The following is a 22497-nucleotide window of genomic DNA, read 5'->3' as shown; positions in this document are numbered from 1 at the left end:
AAGGTTAGCGCATGCGGTGCCTTCTTCGGCAATATTTTAGCAGTAGGTATAACTTATCATAATCTACTGTCAAAACGATGCATTAGGCTCCGCCTGAACTGATGAGAAAGTTGGGCTGGGGGAATAATCCGGCCGGAAAGATGTGATTAAATTTGTTTGAGCAAGGACTATATTATGATTAATCGTTCGGCATTGCTGGTTCGGTTAAAGCAGCCTTTTATCGACTGGATCAACGAGACCGATCCCTCTGATACCAGGGTAAAGCTGACTGCGGAAGAGGCTAATGAGGATCGTACGGTATACCTCATTGATGAAGATGAGACCGAGTTTGTTGATAAATGGTTAGATCTTAACTTCAGGCAGGTCTTTGAATGTGAGCTTGAAGACTGGGTTGTTGATACCGAATTATGGCCACATGACCTGACGAGGGAGCTGTTTGACGAGTGGTGTCTTGTTGAGTGTCATACGGTGGTTGTGGACACTGTCGGCTCTCCCATTGTGGAAGACGATATGTAGAAATTGTGTTGTGGCTTCTCGCTTCTCATGGTTTGTGCGAGTAAAGACAAAAGGCCCGGCTTCCCTTCGAAAAGTATAGGGAAGCCGGGCCTTTTTTATCGTGCAGCTGGTGGTTGTCGATTACTTATCAGCAAAAAACTTCTTTGTTTCTGAAACAACAACCGGAGTCAATAGCAGCAGTCCGATGAGGTTAGGTATAGCCATAAGTCCGTTCAGGGTGTCTGAGAGGTTCCAGACAAAGCTCAGCTTGGCGACCGCACCAAGTCCGATAAAGCATATAAAGACGATGCGGTAGGGAAGAATTGATTTTACCCCAAACAGGTACTCAATTGATTTCTCGCCATAGTAGCACCATCCGAGCATGGTAGAGTAGGCAAAAAGGATAATTCCCAAGGTGACAACGTATGCCCCACCAGGCATCCCCGCTGCAAATGCTTTGGTGGTAAGTTCGGCACCTGTATCACCGCTTGACCAGAGACCAGTGAGAATAAGAACCAGGCCGGTCATGGTACAGACTATAATGGTATCGATAAATGTCTGAGTCATGGAAACCAGCGCCTGGGTAACCGGGTGTTTGGTCTGGGCAGCTGCAGCAGCGATAGGAGCGGAGCCGAGACCGGATTCGTTGGAGAATACACCGCGGGCAACACCGAAGCGAATAGCCATCATAATTGTGGCACCCGCAAAACCACCTGTAGCGGCCGTGGGATTGAATGCCTGTTTGACGATGAAGGCAAGGGCAGCTGGAACGCCGCTGATATTAACCAGGATAATATACATTGCACCGATCACATAAAGCACAATCATGATGGGAACAAGAATACTGGTTACACGACCGATGGACTTGATACCACCGAGAACGACTGCGGCAGTACAGATCATCAGCACAATACCGGTAGCGAGGGGCGGAACAGAGAAGGTCGCTTCGACTGCATCGGCAACTGAGTTCGATTGGACCATGTTGCCGATACCAAAGGCGGCAACGGAGGCAAAAATGGCGAAAACGGCACCAAGCCAAGGCAGGTTGAGTCCTTTAGAGATGTAATACATGGGGCCACCGCTCATCTCGCCATTCTCGTCTTGTACCCTGTACTTGACGGCCAAAACGGCCTCTGCGTATTTGGTAGCCATACCGACGAGACCGGTAATCCACATCCAGAACAGAGCACCGGGACCACCAACGGCGATAGCTGTTGCCACACCTGCGATATTACCTGTACCTACAGTTGCCGAAAGGGCTGTCATCAGGGCCTGAAAATGAGTGATATCGCCAGGTTCATCACCTTCTTCCTTCCTTTTGACAAGTGCCAGCCAAAGTGCATGACCCAACTTGGTGAACTGAAGTCCGCGCAGGGCAATGGTGAGCCAGAAGCCAGTACCGACCAGTAGTATCAGCATGGGGGGACCCCAGGCAAATGCGTTAATTTTGCTGACCAGGGCGTCAAGGGCTGCGATGAATTCCATATAACCTCCTCGTACTATATGTATTTGGGTTTATGACCCGGTTGTAGACAGGGGGTGGGGCCTGCCTGAAAACTCTAGAGGTACTCTAATGGTATACAATCTGGACCGACTATATTCGATATGAAAAAAAAGGAAAGAATAAATTGCGGAATCGTGACTATTTGGCCATATAAATGCGATAAATGTAGTAATGATGAAGGTAAGTAGCGGTAAAGCTAAAATAATACAAAATTGAAGTTGCTGTAATTTTTCTAGAAAACACGGTCAAATAGTGATGGTCCATAAAAAAACATATCTTCTATCCGGTCACGGGAGTGAAAAAAAGAGAAAGGTATTGAGCTTCTGACCTCCCTGCACTACTATTGAAACTCTATGATATCTTTTATTGTTTCCCTAACACCTCTTTCATGCAGGTTGTTTTATTTTATTCAGTAGAGGGTCGAAATAATGCCGACTTCACAACATTGGGCTGATAGTTATGTTGAGCGTACGGTCTCTTCACAGGAGGCCATTGAGAGGATCAATTCAGGTCAAAGAGTTTTTATCGGCTCCGGTTGTGGTGAGCCACAGGAACTTGTCAGAGCTCTGACGAACAGGGCTGACCGTTTTAGCGGGCTTGAGGTTTTACGGCTTTTGACCCAGGAGACAATCTCTCTTGCGGCAATTGCTGACCGGACACGGGATGCAAGTTTGAACATCCGCACTATTTACTTGGGTGCGACTCGATCGGCGTCGATTGCCCAGCACCGGCGATTCATTACGCCAATGAATATGTCTGAGGTGCCGGCGCTTTTCACAACCCGTAAATTACCACTGAATGTGGCCCTGATTCAGGTTTCGCCTCCTGATGATTTTGGCTGGATGAGTCTTGGCATAAGTGTGGATGTAACCCTTGACGCCGCACGCTCCGCTGATTTTGTAATTGCCCAGGTGAATCCGCGGATGCCGAGGGTTATGGGGCAAAGCTTTATCCATGTGAACTACGTCAATCTCTTTGTGGAGCATGAAGAGGACATGTTGTCGGTTCCCTATACGAGAGTATCTTCGGATGTGGATAAGCTGATAGGTCAGCATATAGCACGATTAATCGAAAATGGCTCAACCTTGCAGATTGGGCTTGACGCCGCCTCGCAGGCAACACTTCAGGCATTGTCTGACAAGGAGGACTTGGGCGTTCACTCCCAGTTTCTCACAGATGATATCATGCATCTTTACGCTCGAGGCAATATCACCAACCGGTTAAAGGGGTTCAATGACGGGAAAATGGTTTCCTCTATGGCGGTGGGGAGTCCTGATCTATATGAGTTTCTTAACGACAATCCGGCGGTTGATTTCCACCCCTCCGATTATGTGAATGATCCGTTTGTTATATCCCGCAATAACAGGATGGTATCACTGAATGTTGCTCACACTATTGATCTCACCGGTCAAATGTCAGCAGAGGCCTCGGCCAATACAAGATTTGCAGGAATTTCTGGTATCCCAGATTTTGTAAGGGGGGCAAAACGTTCACCGGGAGGTAAATCCATATTGATGATCCGTTCCACCAGTACCGATGAGGATGGGACGGTGAAATCCAACATTGTCCCCTCTCTTGGGGATGTGGTGGTTGTCGTTCCACGTGGTGATGTGCACTATGTGGTTTCAGAATTCGGGGTGATCAACCTGTTTGGAAAAAGTCTACAGGAGCGTGTCATTGCCCTTATCTCCATTGCCCATCCCGACTTCCGTGAGGAGCTGTTTGAGGCGGCAAAGATAAGAGGCTTGATCGGTGCTGAAAGATCACTTGGTGAGGCTGTAAAAGCGGTGTATCCTGTTCGACTTGAACAGGATATTGACGTGGATGGAAGACGGGTCTTTATCCGGCCTTCAAAACCTGTTGATGAGCGGCGCATTCAGGAGCATTATTACAGCCTGCCAAGTCCGGATGTGTTGTCCCGCTTCTTCTGCCAGAAGAGTCATTTCACCCGTGCCGATGTGGAGATGCGCTCACAGACTGATTATGTGAATGCCTTGAGCCTGGTGGCGGTGACCGGCGAGTTTGGTTTTGGGCGGATAGTTGGCGTCGCAGAGTCGATTCGCTTGCATAATTCGAACCTTGCGGAGGTCGCATTCTCAGTCAGTGAGGATTTCCAGGGCAAAGGCCTGGGTAAATTGTTTCTCAAAAAGCTGGCTGAGGCAGCACGCGAGAGTGGCCTTGCCGGGTTGATTGCTTTTACCTCTCCCTCGAACCAGGGAATGATTCGCCTGTTTCAGACCTTGCCCTATAAGGTGAGTAAGAAGCTTGAAGATGGTGATCTGCTATTAACCTGCAGGTTTGACGAGATGGCGTAACCAGCCTAGAAATTATGGGTTTGTGTAGAGGGAGTATGGCAGATTCAGCAAAGAGTAAAAAAAAGGTAAAGGGTCGTGTTATTGTTATCACCGGAGATGGTAAGGGTAAGACCACTTCCGCCCTGGGGACTGCTTTCAGGGCCCTTGGGCACGGGCATAAGGTGTGCGTGATCCAGTTTGTTAAAGGAAAGGGAAGCTACGGTGAGCGGATTATGGCAGAGCAGTTCGAAAACCTCGATTGGTTTATCTGCGGTAAAGGTTTTCTCTTTAATAAGGAAAAGCTGGACGAAGATAAAAAAGTGGCCGAGGAAGGATTTGAAATGGCCAGGAAGAAGGTCGAAAGCGATGAGTACGACCTGATTATACTTGATGAAATCACCTACCTGCCGACTTATAATTTTCTTGATGTCGAAAGAATTGTTGATTTGATTAAAAATAGACCGGAGCGGCTTTCTGTTATCTTAACAGGGAGAGGGGCACACGATAAACTTATCGATTTAGCCGACACAGTGAGCGTTATAGAGCCTCATAAGCACGCATTTGAAAACGGCGTCAAAGCTCAGAAGGGCGTCGAGTTTTAGTACATTCCATTCATCATTGCAGTGGCCTTTCTGCCGGTCCTGGTGCTTTGTTTTCAGCGGTATGCGCGTTGCCAATATAGTTCCAGTGCCAGGCCTCCCATGGATAGCCTGACTCGTTTATGCGCGGATAGGTCTCCTTAAATCCGTACTTCCAGGCATTGTCTTGCAGCCACGTGTAGGTCAGAAGTTCCGCAAATTCCCAGTTGCTCGGATAAAAATCTATCGCTGTGCCCAAGGCGTGTTGTGAATATCCCGGTGGCGCTACATAGCGTATCACGTCCTCGTAATTCCTCCCCTCTCTCATCATTCGCGTAAAGATTCTCATCTGGTAATTGTAGCTGCGGAAGCCTGAATTGACGGTAAGGTAGACCCCATCTTCCTTGGCGGCATCCATAAGTACTTGGAGTGCATCCCGGGCATTTTTTTCAATATAGATCTTGGTACCGTTATGGGTGTGTGCCTTTGATATCATACGAAAATCGATGGCAGCCGGTGACGGTGCTGCTATTCGGTTCCCTGACCACGGTTCAGGGATGGGGTAGGTGTTTCCATCGATCTCAAAGGTTTCAAGTTGATCAGTACTTTGGGGGAGAGAGGGTTCTGATGCCAGGCATGATAGGCCTGAGACAGGGAGGAGCAAAAGAAAGATAATAAATACTATAAAGGTTTGGTGCATGATGTGATATTGCGTTTTCAGCAGTTTTGAAGGAGGTGGTTTGTCAGGTGTTGTTTGGGTGTTGTGAACTATGTCGTATCGTGAGTTGTTGTTTTTACATTAGGTTTGTTTTATGCAAAATGGAAAAACATTTTTTGTACATGAGGGTCATGAGTTGAAAGTAAGGACTATGTTTACAGTGTTCCGCCACGAACTTCAACCTGGAATGTATGATGAATGTAACCTTGAGAAAGAAACTGTTCGTGACCTTGATGGGGGCAACTGTATTCCCCATCCTTTTGAGTTGAATAAACTTATCGGGAGATTCTGCTACTAGCCCGAAATTATCATCAATTCAGGCGGTACCGTCCCAGGACGGCCTTTGGTGAACAGTATGTAACGTCTTGTAATCGATGCAAAACTGTTAGATGTCTCGTGATGAGCTGGATAAGAACCAAATTGACGCATAGTTCATGAGACGTTTGGTTTGCTCTGTTTTGGTATCACGAAATCTTAGGCCGGAACCCCAAAAGGGAGTTGCGTTATCGCATCTCCCTTTTTTTGTTATACCAATTGAGAACTTTTACAGGGGTGGTTAATCCACCTGGTGGAATATTTTTCCTAATGCTTTACAAACCGGACACTTTTCCGGAGGATTACCTAGTTCAATATACCCACATACCGGGCAAAGATAAAAGTCGGTTACATCCATATCTTTACCGCTCTTCACGGCCTCAAGCGCCTTCGTATAAATCTGGGCATGAACTTCTTCTGCATCAACCGCGAATTTAAACATCGTCTTTGCCTTGTGTCCGTCTGCTACAGCCTGGTCAACCATTGGGGGATACATCTCAGTGAACTCGAAAGTTTCACCGTCGATAGCAGCCTGGAGGTTGTCAGCTGTGGAGGCGATTGCCTCAAGAGCCTTAAGGTGTCCTTCAGCATGGATTCTTTCGGCTTCAGCCGTAGTTTTGAAGAGTTTGGCAATATTGGTGAAACCTTCTTTTTCTGCCTTCTTTGCAAATGCCTTGTATTTCTGGTTGGCCTGGCTCTCTCCTGCAAACGCTTCCTTTAAATTGTCGGTTGTCGTCATGGCGCTCTCCTTTTGGATGCAATGTTTAACAGAATTGCTGGTTAGGGAATACCTGCTGCATGAGGCAGATATGATGTGGAAGTCCAGCTCATTATACAGAAAACAACATCCCTTGAAAAGAGGGGAATAATATCTGTGGTCTTCTTTTACTGCTGTAAGCAGGCTCTGTCGTCGTCCGTTGTATAAATGATTTACTTCAGGAACACGGCGTTGTTGAATGAGCATTTGAAGGTTGAGCTTTTAAGTATTTAGACAGTTGGCGTGAAAGGTCCGGTTAGAATCTGAAAATTCTTATTCTGATTTATGAAATACAGACTACATTATTGTCGTTATGAGCGGTGGCGTATGTTTCTGTTGTGGGAAATGTGCAATGTTGGTTCTTGCGTTATTAAGTGTTTATTGTTGTCTGGATGGCAGTTACTGCGTGTCGCCAGCTCGTTTGACAGAAAATTACATGCATATCAGTGTCCTGGCCTGATTTGTCGGCGTCCGGCATACACTTTTCCTGGAGTGAGTGTTGACGTAAGAGTGTAATCTCTCTCTAACATATGGGCGGCCCGGGCACATGTTGAACATTTTGACCATTTGTCGTCAATTTATCCAATATAAAATTCGCTTATGCATGGATGAAGTCGTTCTGATAGAGGGGTGGAGTCGTAAAAAGAATGAAAAACAACGCATGCTAAATGTTGATTTTTCTCGCTTTACGGGGTAAAGCTATCGTATTATTTTCGGTGCTGGAATATTACTGACTATATCCAGCATGCCCGTTGCATAACGATTTTGCACTAGGTGAATGTTCAGTGGGAATACGATCTGCCCCATTGAGTTTCTCGGAGCATCTTCTAACTTCATGCCGGCCGGCTGAAGGTGTGGTTTCGTGTTGCCTGTTCCCCTTGGCCAGCCTCATTCCCAGATTCTGTATACAAGTCCTTGACCATTCGAGGATTTTTGATTTAGAAAGATGTGTTGGAGTATCTTTCTTGCTGGAATTGTTACGATTTGGTAGTAGTTCATTAAATGATTTAGGAAATCGTTCAGAGGTTTCCGTTTACGAAAAAAACAAGCATAAAGTCACTACCCGATTTCTACATCCTTGCAGGTTGAATTTCGTTGGTAATGTGAACGAATGGACATGTAAATGAATGACACAATGAATACAGCCTGTACCGTAAAATTTCTTCCTCACGACCGTGAAGTTGTTGTCGAAAAAGGCGATACTCTCATCCGTGCAGCACTGCAAGCGGGTGTGCATGTTAATGCGTCGTGTGGTGGTGGCGGGGTTTGCGGAAAGTGCAGAGTGCGGATTGAGGAAGGGACTGTTGCAGGCGGAGTCAGTGAACGACTGGATAGTGCAGAAGTTGAACAGGGTGACCGACTGGCATGCCTTGCCAGAGTTGAGGGTGATGTAACTGTCAGGATACCTGTAGAGTCGAGCGTAGATGCTAGTGTCCTGAATCAGCAGGTACCGCCCAGGCGAACGGCTTCTATTACAAAGGTCGACTTTGAATCCCTTAAGGAAGAGGGTCTCTTCCTGGCCCCGGTTGAAAAAGTTTACCTGGAGATGACACCTCCGGATGCGCAGAATAATATGCCGGATGTGACCCGTCTTATTGGAGAACTGCAGAACAAGGCCGATTTCCATAAACTTGAGCTGACCATTCCTTTTATTCGTAAATTACCTGTAGTGTTACGTGAAGATGAATGGAAGGCAACGGTAACCCTGGTAAGGCCGGTTCGGGAAGGTGGCAAGACGCTGATAACGAATGTTCAACCTGGTGATACTACTGCAACTAATTATGCTATCGCCCTTGATATCGGTACTACGACAGTATACGCCCAGCTGATCGACCTGACGACCGGAAGCTGCCTTGGAGAACATGGAGATTTTAACGGTCAGATCAGTTATGGCGAAGATGTAATTACCCGAATAATTTATGCGGAAAAAGGAGAAGGCCTGCAAACTTTGCAGAGGGTGGTAGTTGCGACCATAAATAAAATACTTGGACGCATATTTAAGGAAACCGGTATTGATAAGGATAATATCTCGACAATAACCATTGCCGGCAATACCACGATGACCCAACTACTGCTGGCAATCAATCCGAGTTTTCTCCGCAGGGCACCCTATGTCCCGGCGGCAACACTGTATCCGCCCTTTAATGCGGCCTCCATTGGTATTGATCTGGATGAGCATGCCCTGGCCCTGGTATTTCCGCAGGTTTCCAGCTACGTTGGCGGCGATATCGTTGCAGGTATTATGGGGACCGGTTTATACCAAAATGAAGAGCTGACCCTGTTTCTTGATATCGGCACCAATGCAGAAATCGTGATTGGTAACCAGGACTGGCTCGCGTGTACAGCCTGTTCTGCCGGACCAGCCTTTGAAGGTGGTGGTATTGAATTTGGAATGAGAGCGGCTCCAGGTGCAATAGAAGATTTTCTCATAGATCCCATAACGTGGGAGCCGATGATTGTTACCATCGGAGATAAGAGACCGAAAGGTATCTGTGGCTCTGGCCTGCTTACTATAGCAGCGATCATGTTTGAGATGGGTGTTATTAATAACAGTGGTAAATTCAATCGTGATCTGGATACAGATCGTATTCGAAAGAGAAATGATATCTGGGAATATGTGCTGGTCTGGGCTGAAGAGACAGAAATTGAGAGGGATATAGTCCTTAACGAACTGGATCTGGAAAATCTGATTCGGGCCAAGGGTGCAATATATTCAGGTTGTGTGACCCTGCTCGAGGAGGTGGGGCTGCCGATGGAGGCAATCGACCGCATTATCCTGGCGGGTGGATTTGGCAGTTATATTGATCTTGAGAAAGCTATAACCTTAGGTTTGCTACCGGAAATCGATGCGGAACGAGTAGCATACATTGGTAATGGGTCGCTGCTTGGTGCCCGGATGAGTGCCCTGACAAACAGAATTCGACAGGATGTTGTCGATGTAACGCGAAAGATGACCAATTTTGAGCTATCGGAAACACCCTCTTACATGAATAACTACGTGGCGGCGATGTTTATTCCCCATACGGAAATTGAACAATTCCCACGAGTGAAAGAGCGACTTGAAGCACGAACCAGATAAAACAAAAAAAACAGATAACGACCGAGGGGTAACGATGAAGAATTCGTTCGAATCGGCATAGGAAAGGAGAGACGATTTATCGGGATGAAATGACGAAAGTCACTTGTTTTTATTTTTAAGAGTTTGTTTTGAAAAAGGGGAAGGTTGAGTGCGGTGATTACAACCTTCAGGAAAAAAAACTCACCATTAAGGAGGCAAAAGTGGGATTTGAAATGAAGAAGGAATCCTATTCCGGTGGCATTAGAGAAATTTCCATAGGCAAAGGAGACACAGCTATCACGCTGGGTGGAGAGACAAGTTTTCCTTTTTACACGTTTGAAGGTGATATGCCCAATAAGCCTGTTATAGCCATGGAAATCTGGGATATGGAGCCGGATGATTGGCCAGAGGCTGCAGTTGCTCCTTTTAAAGATGTGATTTCCGACCCTGCTGCCTGGGCCAAAAAATGTGTCGACGACTATGGCGCTGACGCTATTGTTTTGCAGCTGAAAAGCACTGATCCAAACGATAAGGATACCAGTCCGGAAGCCGCAGCAGAAACCGTTAAAAAGGTTCTTGGTTCAATTGATGTCCCGCTCATCGTCTGGGGTTCAACCAACCCTGAGAAGGATGAAGAGGTCATGAAGGCTATTGCCGAGGCGGCGGAAGGTTCAAATCTTGTTATGGGTCCGGTTGAGGAAAAGAATTACAAGGGTATAGGTGCCGCGGCCATGGGGTATGGCCACGCAGTTATTTCCTCTTCCCCGATCGACGTCAACCTGGCGAAGCAGGTAAATATCCTGCTGGAGAATCTCGGTATGCCGATGGAACGTGTCTTGGTCGATCCGACGACCGGTGGTCTGGGATACGGTCTTGAGTATACATATTCAGTCATGGAGAGACTCACCCTCGCAGCGATGACCCAGGGAGATGAAAAACTCCAATATCCGATGGTCAATAATCTCGGAAACGAGATTTGGAAATGTAAGGAAGCCAAGCAAACTGTTGAAGAAGCCCCTCTTCTTGGTGATCCTGAGAGACGTGGTATTCTGATGGAGGCCGTCGGAGCTGTTTCCTACCTTATGACCGGTTCGAATCTATTGATAATGAGGCATCCTGAAGCTATCAGGATGACCAAAGAATTCATCGACGCCATGAGTGAGGGTGCTTCATTGAAGGACTCTGCTCCACTAAAGAAACTTCTTGGTGATGTTGAGGTTGATTTCGCAGCCCTTGCTCCGGAACTAGATCTGACCATTGAAGAAGAAAAGAAAGCAGCACCAGCCAAAAAGGCGGCACCGAAGGCAGCTGAAAAGCCAGCCGCAGCCGCTGCACCAGCCGCTCCGAAGGCTGAAGCCAAGCCTGAGCCGAAGAAAGAGGCTCCAGCGGCTCCGGCAGCTGATCCTGAAGCGGATGCAAAAGCCAAGGCCGAGGCAGAGGCTAAGGCGAAAGCTGATGCAGAGGTAAAAGCCAAGGCGGATGCAGAAGCAAAAGCTGCTGCTGAGGCCAAAGCAAAGGCAGATGCAGAGGCTAAGGCTGAGGCCGATGCCAAAGCGAAGGAAGAGGCTGAGAAGAAGGCCGCTACCGAGGCATACGAGAAGAGAGAAGCTGAAGAAGCTGCTCTCAGGGCTCAGCGTGCTGCTGAGCGGGCCAAGCATGCAACTGCTCCAGAAACCGTGGTAGAAGAGACTCTTACTGCGGCAGCTACCCAGCTCACCGTTCAGGAGAAAATTCTGGAAATGTTAAACCGTTTCCATAAGCGATAATAGCTATTCAATAAAGGTAAATCTGAGCAAGCGAATTAAGCCAAGAATTTACTTGAGGAGGTAACTCTGATGGCAGAAGCAAAAAAAGCACCCGCAAAAGCTCCGAAATTAGCAGACCCGATGGAAGCTTCCATAGAAGTTTCAACCCAGGAAATGATCCGTCGTGCCCAGAAACTAGAGATTGAAACAGTTTTTGACAGAGCGGTCACCATGAAACCTTGTGCAATTGGTATTCAGGGAATCTGTTGTAAAAACTGCGCAATGGGACCATGTCGCCTGCCACTGCCAAAAGGCGGTGTAGAGGGTGAGGATACCCGTAAAGGCCTCTGTGGTGCGACACCAAATACTATAGCAGCAAGAAACTTTGCCCGAATGATAGCGGCAGGTTGTGCAGCTCACTCTGATCATGGTCGGGCTGTTGCCGAAACCTTTTTAGCTGTAGCTAGAAAAGAGACCACTGATTACACAATCAAGGATCCTGCAAAATTGATCCAGATTGCACCCTATTTTGGTGTTGCAACTACCATCGAAAAAGACGGTGAGACCCTGGATAGAGATATTGATGAAATCGCCTTGGGCGTTGCTGTTGCAGCAAATGCTGAGTTCGGTAAGGTTGGAGGCACTCTCTCCTACTTGAAAAGAGCTCCCCAACCCCTGCAGGACAAGTGGAAAGAGCAGGGTGTTGAGCCACGTGCCATCGATCGTGAGGTCGTGGAGATTATGCACAGGACCCATATGGGCGTAGATCAGGATTACAAAAACCTGATGAAGCAGGGAACTCGTGCATCTCTGGCTGATGGCTGGGGTGGCGCGATGATCGGAACCGACCTGCAGGATGTCATGTTCGGTTCACCATCACCGCTGCAGTCCGAGGCTAACCTGGGCGTCATGAAGGAAGATCATGTCAACATCATTGTTCACGGTCATGAGCCACTGCTTTCCGAGATGATTGTAGCAGCCTGCCAGTCGCAGGAAATGATTGATTATGCAAAAGAAAATGGTGCCAAGGGAATTCAGCTGGCTGGTATCTGCTGTACCGCCAACGAAATTCTCCAGCGCCATGGCGTACCGCCCGCAGGAAACTACCTGCAGCAGGAACTGGCAATCATTACCGGTGCATGTGAGGCAATGGTTGTCGATGTCCAGTGTATTTTCCAGAACCTGGCCAACGTTGCAAAATGTTTTCACACCAAACTGATAACCACCCATCCGATCGCCAAGATGGAGCAGGAAAATGTCATGCACATCGAGTTCGACGAGCATTACGCTATGCAGGATGCCAAGCGTATCGTCAAACTGGCTATCGAGAACTTCAAGAATCGTGGCGCAGATGTCATGATTCCGCAACACAAGGCCAAGCAGATTGCAGGTTTTGGTGTTGAGTCCATCAAATATCATCTTGGTGGTTCTTTCCGTGGAGATTATTTTACACTCAACGACAATATTATCAACGGCCGTATTCGTGGTATCGCTGGTGTTGTTGGTTGTAACAATGCCCGTACCAAGCATAATGAAGAACACATCACCATCATTAAAGAACTTATTAAAAATGATGTAATAGTTCTGACCACCGGTTGTAGCGCCATTACTGCAGCTATTCACGGTCTGCTGACCCCTGAGGCAGCAGCAGTTCATTGTGGACCTGGACTCGCTGAAGTCTGTGAGACTGTCGGAATTCCACCTGTCCTGCATCTTGGGTCCTGTGTAGACAACAGTCGAATCCTGCTGGCAGCCACTGAGGTTGTAAAAGCTGGAGGTCTTGGCAACGATATCTGCGACTTGCCGGCAGCCGGCAGTGCACCTGAATGGATGAGTGAAAAGGCAATTGCCATCGGGCAGTATTTCGTGTCTTCAGGAGTGTACACCGTATTCGGTTATAGTCTGCCTGTTGATGGAGCGCCTGTATTCAGGGATCACCTGTATAATGGCATGGAAGAACTGTATGGTGGTAAGTGGGATTGTGAGCCGGATCCGATCAAGCACGCTCATAAAATGATCGCTCATATTGATAAAAAGCGTAAAGAGCTAGGTATTGATAAAGCCCGTGAGAGGGTTCTTATGGATATGGCTGACAGGCAAGCCCTTGGAATGGACTAACCTTCGACCAATAGTGAATTCGTTATTAATTATTATCCTCAAATAAGGAGGAAAGCATGTCAAGATTAGTAGCATTTGCAGCGATACAGGGTGGTTATAAAGTCGTATCTCAGGTGGAAGGTGAGTTGGAAAGAGCACTTCAGACCTATGATGCATCTACTAAAGTAGGATTCGGCAACACTGCGTATTATCTTCCGGTTATTTATTCTTTGACCGGTATGAAAGTTGAGACGCTGGAAGATCTGAAAAAACCTTTGGAGTTCGCACGTGGTTTATTGCCACCGCACCTGAAAGGGGCCAATCATCTTCCCTATCTCGGACCCCTGCTTGATGCTGGTATGGCTGGAATTTTTGCCTACGAGATCAAGGAAGCAATTCGGATGTTGAATGATCCTGATTTCTATATCCTCCAGGAAGATCCGGATATAGACGCCGGAAAAATCTGGGTTGGACCTGCGGACGATACCATTTTAAGAAAGCGTGGTGTTGAGTTTGTTGATGGTTCTGCTCCTGGTTTTGCAGCGATTGTCGGTGCAGCACCTGACGCTGAGACTGCCAAAATGATTATTGAAGACTACCAGAAGAAGAGTCTGTATATCTTCTGTGCCGCAAACCATAATGGCAAGACCGCTATTCAGCAGTGTCTTGATGCCGGTATGCAGGTAGGTTGGAATACCCGTATCGTACCGTTCGGGCCGGATATTTCTTCAGCTGTCTTTGCACTCGGTTTTGCCAATAGGGCAGCTATGGCATTCGGTGGGGTTCAGCCAGGTGATTATCGCAAAATGTTGATGTACAACAAAAACCGTATCTTCGCCTTTGTTAATGCCCTTGGTGATGTTGGAACAGAGTGGGCTGTTGCAGCTGCAGGTTGTGTCAACTGGGGCTTCCCGACACTGGCCGATACTGATATTCCCGAGATCCTGCCGACTGGTATCTGTACCTACGAGCACGTTGTCGCCAATGTTTCACACGACGAAATCTGTCAGAAGTCCGTTGAAGTTCGTGGTCTGAAGATTAATGTCACCGAGATCGACATTCCGTGCGCATTTGGTCCGGCATTCGAGGGTGAACGTGTTCGTGGCGGTGACCTGTTTGGTCAGATGGGTGGTGGTAAGACCCAGTGTACTGAGCTTGTAAAAATGGCCGAGATGAACGATATCGAGGATGCCAAGGTTGAAGTTATAGGCCCGGATATTGGCGATATGAAAGAGGGCGATACCTTACCTCTGGGAATTTATGTACAGATCGCCGGTCGTGAATTTCAGCCTGATTTTGAGCCGATCATGGAACGTCAGATCCATCACCTGATCAACTATATCCAGGGTATCATGCATATTGGTCAGCGTGACATCTCCTGGGTACGTATCAGTAAAGCTGCCATCGAGAAAGGTTTTACCTTGAAGGATATCGGTGTTGTACTGCATGCGAAATTTCATCAGGATTTCCAGAAGATCGTCGACAAGGTACAAATTACACTTTTCACCAATAAAGATGATGTTGACAAATTAACGGAAAGAGCGCGTGCGGAATATAAGACCCGTGACGAACGTGTCGACACCATGACAGACGAAGATGTCGAGACCTTCTACTCGTGCAGCCTGTGTCAGTCTTTCGCACCGAGCCATGTGTGTACCGTCAGCCCGGAACGTACCGGACTTTGTGGTGCTTACAACTGGATGGATTGTAAAGCTTCTTTTGAAATCAATCCTACCGGCCCGAACCAGCCCATTCAGAAAGGTAAGGTTCTCGACCCGGTACTAGGTCGTTTTGAGGGTGTCGATGAGTTCATTAAAGGTGCCTCCAAGGGTGCCATTGATACCTACAACTTCTACTCAATGGTCCAGGCGCCGATGACCACTTGTGGTTGTTGCGAGTGTATTGCAGCTATGCTGCCAAGCTGTAACGGTATTATGACAGTTGGCCGTGATTATGCAGGTGAAACACCTTCTGGTATGAAGTTTACCACCCTCGCCGGCGTTATGGGCGGTGGTGCTTCTTCACCTGGTTTTGTCGGTCACTCCAAATTCAACATTACCCAGAAGAAGTTCATTCTTGGCGATGGAGGTCTCCTCCGTATGGTATGGATGCCAAAAGCGCTGAAAGAGGAACTGTATGATAGGCTCAATAAACGCGGTGCCGAAATGGGTGTTGAAAATTTCGCTGACCTGATTGCTGATGAGACCGTGGGTATTACTGAAGAAGAGATTATGCCATGGCTCCAGGAAAAGGGACATCCTGCCATGAACATGGATCCTCTGATTGGCTAGAGCACACTGCGGCCAGCCCGCTCATTAGGTGAGTGTGGGCTGGCCGGTTTCGATATTTACATAAGGAGAACCAACTTATGGCGTTAACAGGTATACAGATATTTAAACTGCTGCCAAAAACCAACTGTAAGGAATGCGGTGTGCCAACCTGTCTGGCCTTCGCAATGAATCTTGCTTCCGGTAAGGCCGAGCTCGATTCATGTCCATATGTGTCCGATGAGGCTCGGGCCGAACTTGCAGAGGCATCAGCACCTCCGATTCGTCCTGTTGTAGTAGGTAAAGGTGTTCGTAAAGCGACAACCGGTGGTGAGACGGTTCTTTACCGTCATGAAAAAACATTTTTTAACCCGACTATGTTTGCCGGGACTATCACTTCTGACTCCGCAGCCGCAGATGTTGAAGCAAAACTGAAGGCATGGAATGCCTTGCAGTATGAACGTGTAGGTTTTAACCTGCGTCCTGAGCTGGTGGCATTAAAAGATGTCAACGGTGACAAGGATGCCTTTGCCGCTCTTGCAAAGCTCGTTGCCGAAACATCAGAATTCAACCTCATCCTGATGAGTGAGGATGCCGCTGTTATTGGTGCGGGTGTTGATGGGTGCGGATTTAAGCGCCCGGTAATATATGCAGCGACAGAAGCTAATGCAGATGATATGGGCAAAATAGCTCTTGATAACGATCTGCCGCTTGCTATTAAAGCCGATTCCATTGATGCTATCATTGCTCTCAGTGATAAACTGACCGCAATGGGTCTAAAAGATCTTATCATCGATACCGGAACCCGTGAACTTAAGCAGGCCCTTGAAGATCAGGTTGCCATCCGAAGATCGGCCCTGAAAGACGGAAACCGTTCTTTAGGTTTTCCGACTATCGTTTTCCCGTCAGAGATGACCGACAGCCCTGATATGGAAGCACTCGTTGCCGGTATGTTTGTAGCCAAATATGCGGGTATCGTGGTCCTGTCAGAGTTTACCACTGAGGTTATTTTCCCACTTCTGCTTGAAAGGTTAAATATCTTCACGGATCCGCAACGACCAATGACGGTAACAGAGGGTATTTACCCGATTGGTAATCCTGATGAGAATTCACCGGTAATGGTTACCACTAACTTTGCCCTTACCTACTTTATTGTTTCAGGTGAGATTGAGGCGAGCAAGGTACCTTCATGGCTGCTTATTAAAGATGCCGAGGGACTCTCTGTGCTTACAGCATGGGCTGCTGGTAAATTCAGTGGCGACGATGTCGGTATGTTTGTCAAGAAGTGTGGTATCATGGAGAAGGTAAAGCACACTGAACTTATCATTCCGGGCTACGCTGCCGCTATCGCTGGTGAGGTTGAAGAAGAACTTTCCGGCTGGACCATAACTGTTGGTCCGAGAGAATCAGCCCACCTGGCTGGTTTCCTTAAAGCCAGATAGTACGAACAGTAAAATTACAGCAGGGTGAAACTCATCCTGCTGTGTGGTAAACTGACAGGGCGGACGGAAGAACAATGACCGCCCTGATTTTTTAATGTATAGGGATGTTGACTACGAACTAAGCAACGGAGGAGTACAATGATTCTATTTGGTGAGAGCTTGAATGTTATTTCTACAAAGATAGGAAGAGCATTCAAGGAGCGTGACCCCAAACCGATCCAGGAAGAAGCCCTAGAGCAGAAAGAGCTGGGTATGGATTATATTGATATCAATCTGGGGCCGGCAAAAAAAGACGGGCATGAGTTAATGCCATGGGTCTGCCAGGTGGTACAGGAAGTTGTGCCCGAGATTCCTTTGCTGCTTGATACTTCTAACATTGCAGCCATCGAGGAAGGACTCAAGGTTGTTAAGCCATGTGCAAAGCCACATATTGTAAACTCCATCATGGCCCGTCCGGAACGGTATACCGAGATGCTGCCAATGGCTGCCAAGTATGAGGCAGACATTGTTGCTCTTATGTGGGGACCTGATGGACTGCCGCGTGATGAGAATGAGCGAGCAGCACTTGCCGTAGAACTGCTTTATGCGGCCAATGAAGCTGGTATCCCTAACGAGAAAATATGGGTTGATGGTATTGTGACTCCGGTAAATATTCAGCAGCAGCAGTGCATGAGCTTGCTGAACTTCCAGATGATGCTGGAAGATATAGCCCCCGGTGCAATGTCAACCTGCGGATTGTCGAATATCTCCAATGGACCGCCTGTCGAGCTGCGTCCGATCCTGAACACCACCTTTATGGTCATGCTTGGTCGTTACGGCATGAAGTCTGTTATTTCCGATCCGTTGGATAAGGGACTTACAGCTGTAGCCAAAGGAGAGCGACAGGATATCGTTGATGTTATTTATAAAACCATGGATGGTGAAGCACCCGATATCTCCACCCTCGATAAGGAGCTTGGTGATTACGTGAAAACCGTAAAGGTCATTACCGGTGAGAATCTCTTCTCAGATTCATATCTCGATATCTGATCTTTTTGTTTTTCAGATAAAAAGCTCCATCCATTTATGGATGGAGCTTTTTTTATTGGTTGTGATGGTTGAGCAGTTATAGTTCAATGATTATTAACTAGTAACTGTACTTCACGTTCGGTAGAAGTGAGTAAGTGGCACTACCGGATTGCAGATAAAATTCGAGTGGACTGATTATGGAAGACAAAAAAGCGTCGGAGAGTTGGGTGTATGTTTTCGTGAACGGATCGGCAGGACAGGAAAATTTCCTTGGCTTGTATAACAAGGAGAAGGATGTAAATTTTATTCCTGCTTTTAGAACCAAGGAGGAAGCCAACGATTGTTATCTTGATATCCCCAGGGAAAAAGGCGTAAAGCATGAATTGCAAGCTGTTCATATTGAGGAACTGTATGAGATTGCAGTGAAGAATAACTTCGAGGTGGCTATCGTCGATCAGGACGGAAAGATAGTAGCTGATTGATACCTTTGTAACTGTTTTAATAAATATTCTACAGGAGCACGTAAAGAGTGAGTTTGAAAATTGCCATTGGCGGAAAAGGCGGTGTTGGCAAGACAACTGTAACGGCTTTGCTGGCCCGTTGCCTTGCGGCAGGAGAGAAGAACAGAGTTATTGCAATAGATGCTGATCCCGTTGCTAATCTTGCAGCAGGACTTGGAATACCTGAAGACCAACCCATAACCCCTATTGCTGAATTACGTGACCTGATAGCAGAAAGGACCGGAGCGGAACCCGGGAAAATGGGAGGCTTTTTTACCCTTAATCCTAAAGTGGATGATATCCCCGAACGCTTTTCAAAGGAAAAAGACGGTGTCAAGCTGTTGGTTATGGGAACTGTGCAGAGCGGTGGGTCTGGTTGTATTTGTCCCGAAAGTACTATCCTCAAGGCCTTGATGACCCATCTCGTACTGTACCGTGAAGAAGTGGTCCTGATGGATATGGAAGCGGGAGTTGAACATTTGGGCCGTGCGACCTCGGGTTCAGTTGATGCCTTGGTCGTAGTTGTAAACCCAGGTGCCCGGTCACGACATGCAGCTCATAAAATACGTCAACTTGGACAGGATATAGGCATTAAAAAGATTCTGATTCTCGGAAACCGTGTTCGCGGGCCGGAAGATGAACAGCTGATACGGGAGTCCCTACCTGGTTTTGAAATTCTGGGATTTATTCCGGAGCACGATGAAATAGTAGCTTCGGACAGAAATGGTCAACGGCCTTTTGACGATACTATCGACAAGGCTCCGAAAGAACTGTTTTCTATTGCTGAATCACTTACGAACCTGTCATCACAATAAAACCAATGCCGGGGTGTTCACCTCTTATGAATCGAGAACGCTCCGGACAGTTGTTGCCAACTGGTCAGCCTTCACCGGCTTCATCAGATAGCCCCTGATCCCGTTTTCTTTCGATTTCGTTTCATTTATAAGGCCACTGTATCCTGTACAGAGGAGTATGGACAGGTTCGGTCGAATTTTCAGGATTATTTCAGATAATCAGGCATCTGTCATTACCGGGATGGTCATGTCGGTGGTCATGAGGTCGAACTGCAAGGGCTTCCTGTGGAAATGTCCAACGCTTCGGTGCTATCATGAAAGCATGTGGTGTGCTCTCTACCCCTATATGCCCGTTGTGCCCCTCTGAGTATCTCATCCAGGTCCATCTGCAACGCGCTCTGTTCACGATGAATGGTGTTCCTCTGCCAACTTTGGGTACCTGTGAATGGCGGAAATTATGTTATTAATGTCATGGACAACTCCGCCGACAAGGGCCCTGATTGCCCTTACCTCTTTCATCTTATCGATCGTAACAAAATCAAATTTTGCGATAAGGGAAATTTCATAACTACCTATTATAGATGCTGCACGAAATGAGTTTTGAATTTTAAAAGTCTTCTAGGCGGCTGTATGACTCTAGCATTCTATGACACTATCAGGTGTTATCTTCAGTTATAATTATTCCTGTTTCCAAGCTGTTGATAATGATGAGCTGAAGAATGCATCATTACTCTTAATTTTTAATTCAGACCAACTTTCCAACATTTATAAATATTTTTGGTAGTACCATGTATTGACATTCCCACTTTGTGGTAGTAAGAAATAGTATTAGATGGGATATATTCCCAGATAATGTAATTGATAGGACGAATACCGATGATAAAGGGTGATCATCGGTTTCATTCCAGGCATTCTGTAAACCCAATCGATAGGTGGAGGTTGTATGGCTAAGCTTAAGGAACTTATTCGACCGGAGGATATTACGACCTGTGATTCAACGCGGCAGATGATTCATAAGGCTCGAAAGGATGGTGTTGAACTCTTTTTTGACAGGGCTGAAAATATGCGCCCCTGCCCCATAGGCAATGATTCTGCCTGTTGTAAGCATTGCTCAATGGGGCCGTGCAGGATGAACACAAAAGATCCCTATGCCAGGGTGGGTGTTTGCGGAGCAACCATAGATACTATTGTGGCCAGGAATTTTGGTCGTATGGTTGCAGCCGGAACCGCAGCTCATACTGATCATGGCATGGCAATGCTGGACTTGTTCCGGGGGGTTATCGACGGAACAGTCAAAGATTTCGCAATAAAGGATACCGTCAAACTCGTTGAGGTCGCATCTTCCCTGGATATTGAAACTGAAGGGCGGAGCGTTCAGGATATTGCCACCGATCTTTATAAGGAACTCGAATTAACCTATACACAGGTTGATGGCGAAATACCCCTGGTTAAAAGGGTACCTGAAAAAACTCTTGAATCCTGGAGGCAGGAAGGCATCGTCCCTCGCGGGGCCATGAGGGAAATTATGGAGATGATGCACCGTTCGGCGATGGGTGTCGATCAGGATTATGAAAATATCACCAAGCAGATTTCTCGTACGGCACTGGCAGACGGATGGGGCGGCTCCATGGTTTCCACCGATATTTCTGATATTCTTTTTGGCACCCCTTCACCTGTGGAGGTGGAAGTGGATATGGGTGTTTTAAAGGAGGATCAAGTCAATATCATCGTTCACGGACATGAACCGATCCTTCTCGAAGCAATGTTGGTTTCAGCTGCCTCGCCGTCTATCCTCAAGATGGCTACGGATGCTGGGGCGAAGGGTATCAACCTTGTTGGTATGTGCTGCTCAGGTCTTGATGTATTGTCACGTCATGGGTTGCCGCACGCAGGGAACTTTTCATCAACGGAGGCTGTGCTTGTGAGTGGTGCGGTCGATGCCATGACGGTTGATATCCAGTGCATTAAGCAGGACTTAGTCAAGGTGTCTGAGTGCTACGATACAGCTTTTATAACCACGAACTACCGCGCCAAGATCGAAGGTGCTACCCATATTGAACTTGATGAACACGATCCTCTGGAATGCACCGACAACGTCATTATAAAGGCCATAGGACGTTTTAAAAACAGAAGTAAATCAATTGTTATCCCGTCACATACTGCCAAAGGCATACATGGGTTCTCTCATGAATATATCAAGTATATGCTGGGGGGCTCATTCAGGAGTGGTTATGAGCCTCTAAATGATAATATTGTCAACGGGCGGATACGTGGGGCTGCAGGTGTTGTCGGTTGCACCAATCCTCGATCAAAGCAGGATTTTTCCCATGTGGAGTTGGTGAAAGAGCTTATTAAAAACGATGTCCTCGTCGTTCAGACCGGTTGCTCCCAAATGGCACTTGCCAAGGCTGGTTTGACAACACCAGGGGCAGCGGCATTGGCGGGTTCAGGTCTTGCGGAAGTGTGCGAAACCGTCGGTATCCCACCAGTTCTCGGACTTGGATCCTGCGTCGATAACAGCCGTATACTTATGATCCTTTCTGAAATGGTGAAAACGGGTGGGCTAGGAGATTCTATTGCTGATTTGCCTGTGGCCGGTTGTGCACCTGAGTGGATGAGTGAAAAGGCAATCGCTATTGGTCAGTATTTTGTCGCTTCAGGTGTTTTTACAGTGTTTGGTCATACCTTTCCCATTACCGAGGGAACCAAATTCGAAAAGCACCTGTTTGAAGAGCTTGAAGGGAAAGGATTCGGAAAGTGGGGTTTTGCTGCAGATCCGATCGAAATGGCTCACCTGATGATCGCTCATATTGATAAGAAACGTCGTGATCTTGGTATCGATCAGGCTCGAGAGCGTGTTCTTGTAGATATGGCTGACAGGCGTGCATTATAGGATCTGTATATGATACACTGGAAAAGAGCTAA

At 47.2% G+C, this 22497-nt stretch carries 15 protein-coding genes; 12 read left to right on the top strand and 3 right to left on the bottom strand.

Annotated elements, in window-relative coordinates; genetic code table 11:
* Window positions 1–174: 174 nt before the first annotated feature.
* Complete coding sequence (locus GA520_RS13395; protein WP_167528815.1) at window positions 175–516, top strand: hypothetical protein; 342 nt, start codon at window positions 175–177, stop codon at window positions 514–516.
* A 120-nt stretch (window positions 517–636) separates the two neighbouring features.
* Here GA520_RS13395 and GA520_RS13390 read toward each other — a convergent pair whose 3' ends face one another.
* Window positions 637–1980 carry a sodium:alanine symporter family protein gene (locus GA520_RS13390; protein WP_163338407.1) on the bottom strand — a complete coding sequence of 448 codons (1344 nt, stop codon included), beginning with the start codon at window positions 1978–1980 and terminating at the stop codon, window positions 637–639.
* Between the two features lie 447 nt (window positions 1981–2427).
* Here GA520_RS13390 and GA520_RS13385 point away from each other — a divergent pair, with 447 nt between their 5' ends.
* Window positions 2428–4314, top strand: coding sequence for a bifunctional acetyl-CoA hydrolase/transferase family protein/GNAT family N-acetyltransferase (locus GA520_RS13385; RefSeq protein WP_163338408.1), 1887 nt, complete (start codon window positions 2428–2430; stop codon window positions 4312–4314).
* Between the two features lie 35 nt (window positions 4315–4349).
* Complete coding sequence (gene cobO / locus GA520_RS13380; RefSeq protein WP_163338409.1) at window positions 4350–4895, top strand: cob(I)yrinic acid a,c-diamide adenosyltransferase; 546 nt, start codon at window positions 4350–4352, stop codon at window positions 4893–4895.
* 13 nt (window positions 4896–4908) lie between these two features.
* On the opposite strand, the gene GA520_RS13375 is transcribed toward cobO, so the two are convergent.
* Window positions 4909–5367 (bottom strand): D-alanyl-D-alanine carboxypeptidase family protein, encoded by a 459-nt coding sequence (locus GA520_RS13375; protein ID WP_163338410.1) that lies wholly within the window; start codon window positions 5365–5367, stop codon window positions 4909–4911.
* 778 nt (window positions 5368–6145) lie between these two features.
* A complete protein-coding gene (locus GA520_RS13370) occupies window positions 6146–6643 on the bottom strand; it encodes a rubrerythrin family protein (protein WP_163338411.1) in 498 nt (165 codons plus the stop codon).
* A 1141-nt stretch (window positions 6644–7784) separates the two neighbouring features.
* On the opposite strand from GA520_RS13370, the gene GA520_RS13365 reads away from it, so the two are divergent.
* From GA520_RS13365 to cooS (GA520_RS13325), 9 genes are all read left to right on the top strand, one after another.
* Window positions 7785–9740 carry an ASKHA domain-containing protein gene (locus tag GA520_RS13365; protein ID WP_240910154.1) on the top strand — a complete coding sequence of 652 codons (1956 nt, stop codon included), beginning with the start codon at window positions 7785–7787 and terminating at the stop codon, window positions 9738–9740.
* Window positions 9741–9868: 128 nt separating this feature from the next.
* On the top strand, window positions 9869–11485 hold the full coding sequence (locus GA520_RS13360) for an acetyl-CoA decarbonylase/synthase complex subunit delta (RefSeq protein WP_240910155.1): 1617 nt from the start codon (window positions 9869–9871) through the stop codon (window positions 11483–11485).
* 69 nt (window positions 11486–11554) lie between these two features.
* Window positions 11555–13582: an anaerobic carbon-monoxide dehydrogenase catalytic subunit gene (gene cooS, locus GA520_RS13355; RefSeq protein WP_163338412.1), complete on the top strand. Its 2028-nt coding sequence runs from the start codon at window positions 11555–11557 to the stop codon at window positions 13580–13582.
* A gap of 56 nt (window positions 13583–13638) precedes the next feature.
* A complete protein-coding gene (gene acsB, locus GA520_RS13350) occupies window positions 13639–15852 on the top strand; it encodes an acetyl-CoA decarbonylase/synthase complex subunit alpha/beta (RefSeq protein ID WP_163338413.1) in 2214 nt (737 codons plus the stop codon).
* Between the two features lie 77 nt (window positions 15853–15929).
* Window positions 15930–17270, top strand: a complete 1341-nt coding sequence (acsC, locus tag GA520_RS13345) for an acetyl-CoA decarbonylase/synthase complex subunit gamma (RefSeq protein WP_163338414.1) — start codon at window positions 15930–15932, stop codon at window positions 17268–17270.
* Window positions 17271–17408: 138 nt separating this feature from the next.
* Window positions 17409–18299 carry a dihydropteroate synthase gene (locus tag GA520_RS13340; protein WP_163338415.1) on the top strand — a complete coding sequence of 297 codons (891 nt, stop codon included), beginning with the start codon at window positions 17409–17411 and terminating at the stop codon, window positions 18297–18299.
* Between the two features lie 176 nt (window positions 18300–18475).
* Window positions 18476–18760, top strand: coding sequence for a hypothetical protein (locus GA520_RS13335; protein WP_163338416.1), 285 nt, complete (start codon window positions 18476–18478; stop codon window positions 18758–18760).
* Window positions 18761–18813: 53 nt separating this feature from the next.
* On the top strand, window positions 18814–19593 hold the full coding sequence (locus tag GA520_RS13330) for an AAA family ATPase (RefSeq protein ID WP_167528817.1): 780 nt from the start codon (window positions 18814–18816) through the stop codon (window positions 19591–19593).
* Window positions 19594–20515: 922 nt separating this feature from the next.
* The gene (cooS, locus tag GA520_RS13325; protein ID WP_163338418.1) at window positions 20516–22465 is read left to right on the top strand and encodes an anaerobic carbon-monoxide dehydrogenase catalytic subunit; all 1950 of its coding nucleotides are present in this window, start codon (window positions 20516–20518) and stop codon (window positions 22463–22465) included.
* Window positions 22466–22497 lie beyond the last annotated feature (32 nt).

The organism is Desulfopila sp. IMCC35008 (assembly GCF_010646885.2).
In the GTDB taxonomy this organism is placed as follows: Bacteria; Desulfobacterota; Desulfobulbia; order Desulfobulbales; family Desulfocapsaceae; genus Desulfopila.
Note: the sequence above shows the minus strand (reverse complement) of the source record. Positions and strands in the feature narration are given on the sequence as shown.

What these genes read in the sequence shown, in the direction of transcription:
- GA520_RS13395 (WP_167528815.1), top strand. Translation starts at nt 175, where the DNA reads ATGATTAATCGTTCGGCATTGCTGGTTCGGTTAAAGCAGCCTTTTATC.
- GA520_RS13390 (WP_163338407.1), bottom strand. Translation starts at nt 1,980, where the DNA reads ATGGAATTCATCGCAGCCCTTGACGCCCTGGTCAGCAAAATTAACGCA.
- GA520_RS13385 (WP_163338408.1), top strand. Translation starts at nt 2,428, where the DNA reads ATGCCGACTTCACAACATTGGGCTGATAGTTATGTTGAGCGTACGGTC.
- cobO (WP_163338409.1), top strand. Translation starts at nt 4,350, where the DNA reads ATGGCAGATTCAGCAAAGAGTAAAAAAAAGGTAAAGGGTCGTGTTATT.
- GA520_RS13375 (WP_163338410.1), bottom strand. Translation starts at nt 5,367, where the DNA reads ATGATATCAAAGGCACACACCCATAACGGTACCAAGATCTATATTGAA.
- GA520_RS13370 (WP_163338411.1), bottom strand. Translation starts at nt 6,643, where the DNA reads ATGACGACAACCGACAATTTAAAGGAAGCGTTTGCAGGAGAGAGCCAG.
- GA520_RS13365 (WP_240910154.1), top strand. Translation starts at nt 7,785, where the DNA reads ATGAATGACACAATGAATACAGCCTGTACCGTAAAATTTCTTCCTCAC.
- cooS (WP_163338412.1), top strand. Translation starts at nt 11,555, where the DNA reads ATGGCAGAAGCAAAAAAAGCACCCGCAAAAGCTCCGAAATTAGCAGAC.
- acsB (WP_163338413.1), top strand. Translation starts at nt 13,639, where the DNA reads ATGTCAAGATTAGTAGCATTTGCAGCGATACAGGGTGGTTATAAAGTC.
- acsC (WP_163338414.1), top strand. Translation starts at nt 15,930, where the DNA reads ATGGCGTTAACAGGTATACAGATATTTAAACTGCTGCCAAAAACCAAC.
- GA520_RS13340 (WP_163338415.1), top strand. Translation starts at nt 17,409, where the DNA reads ATGATTCTATTTGGTGAGAGCTTGAATGTTATTTCTACAAAGATAGGA.
- GA520_RS13335 (WP_163338416.1), top strand. Translation starts at nt 18,476, where the DNA reads ATGGAAGACAAAAAAGCGTCGGAGAGTTGGGTGTATGTTTTCGTGAAC.
- cooS (WP_163338418.1), top strand. Translation starts at nt 20,516, where the DNA reads ATGGCTAAGCTTAAGGAACTTATTCGACCGGAGGATATTACGACCTGT.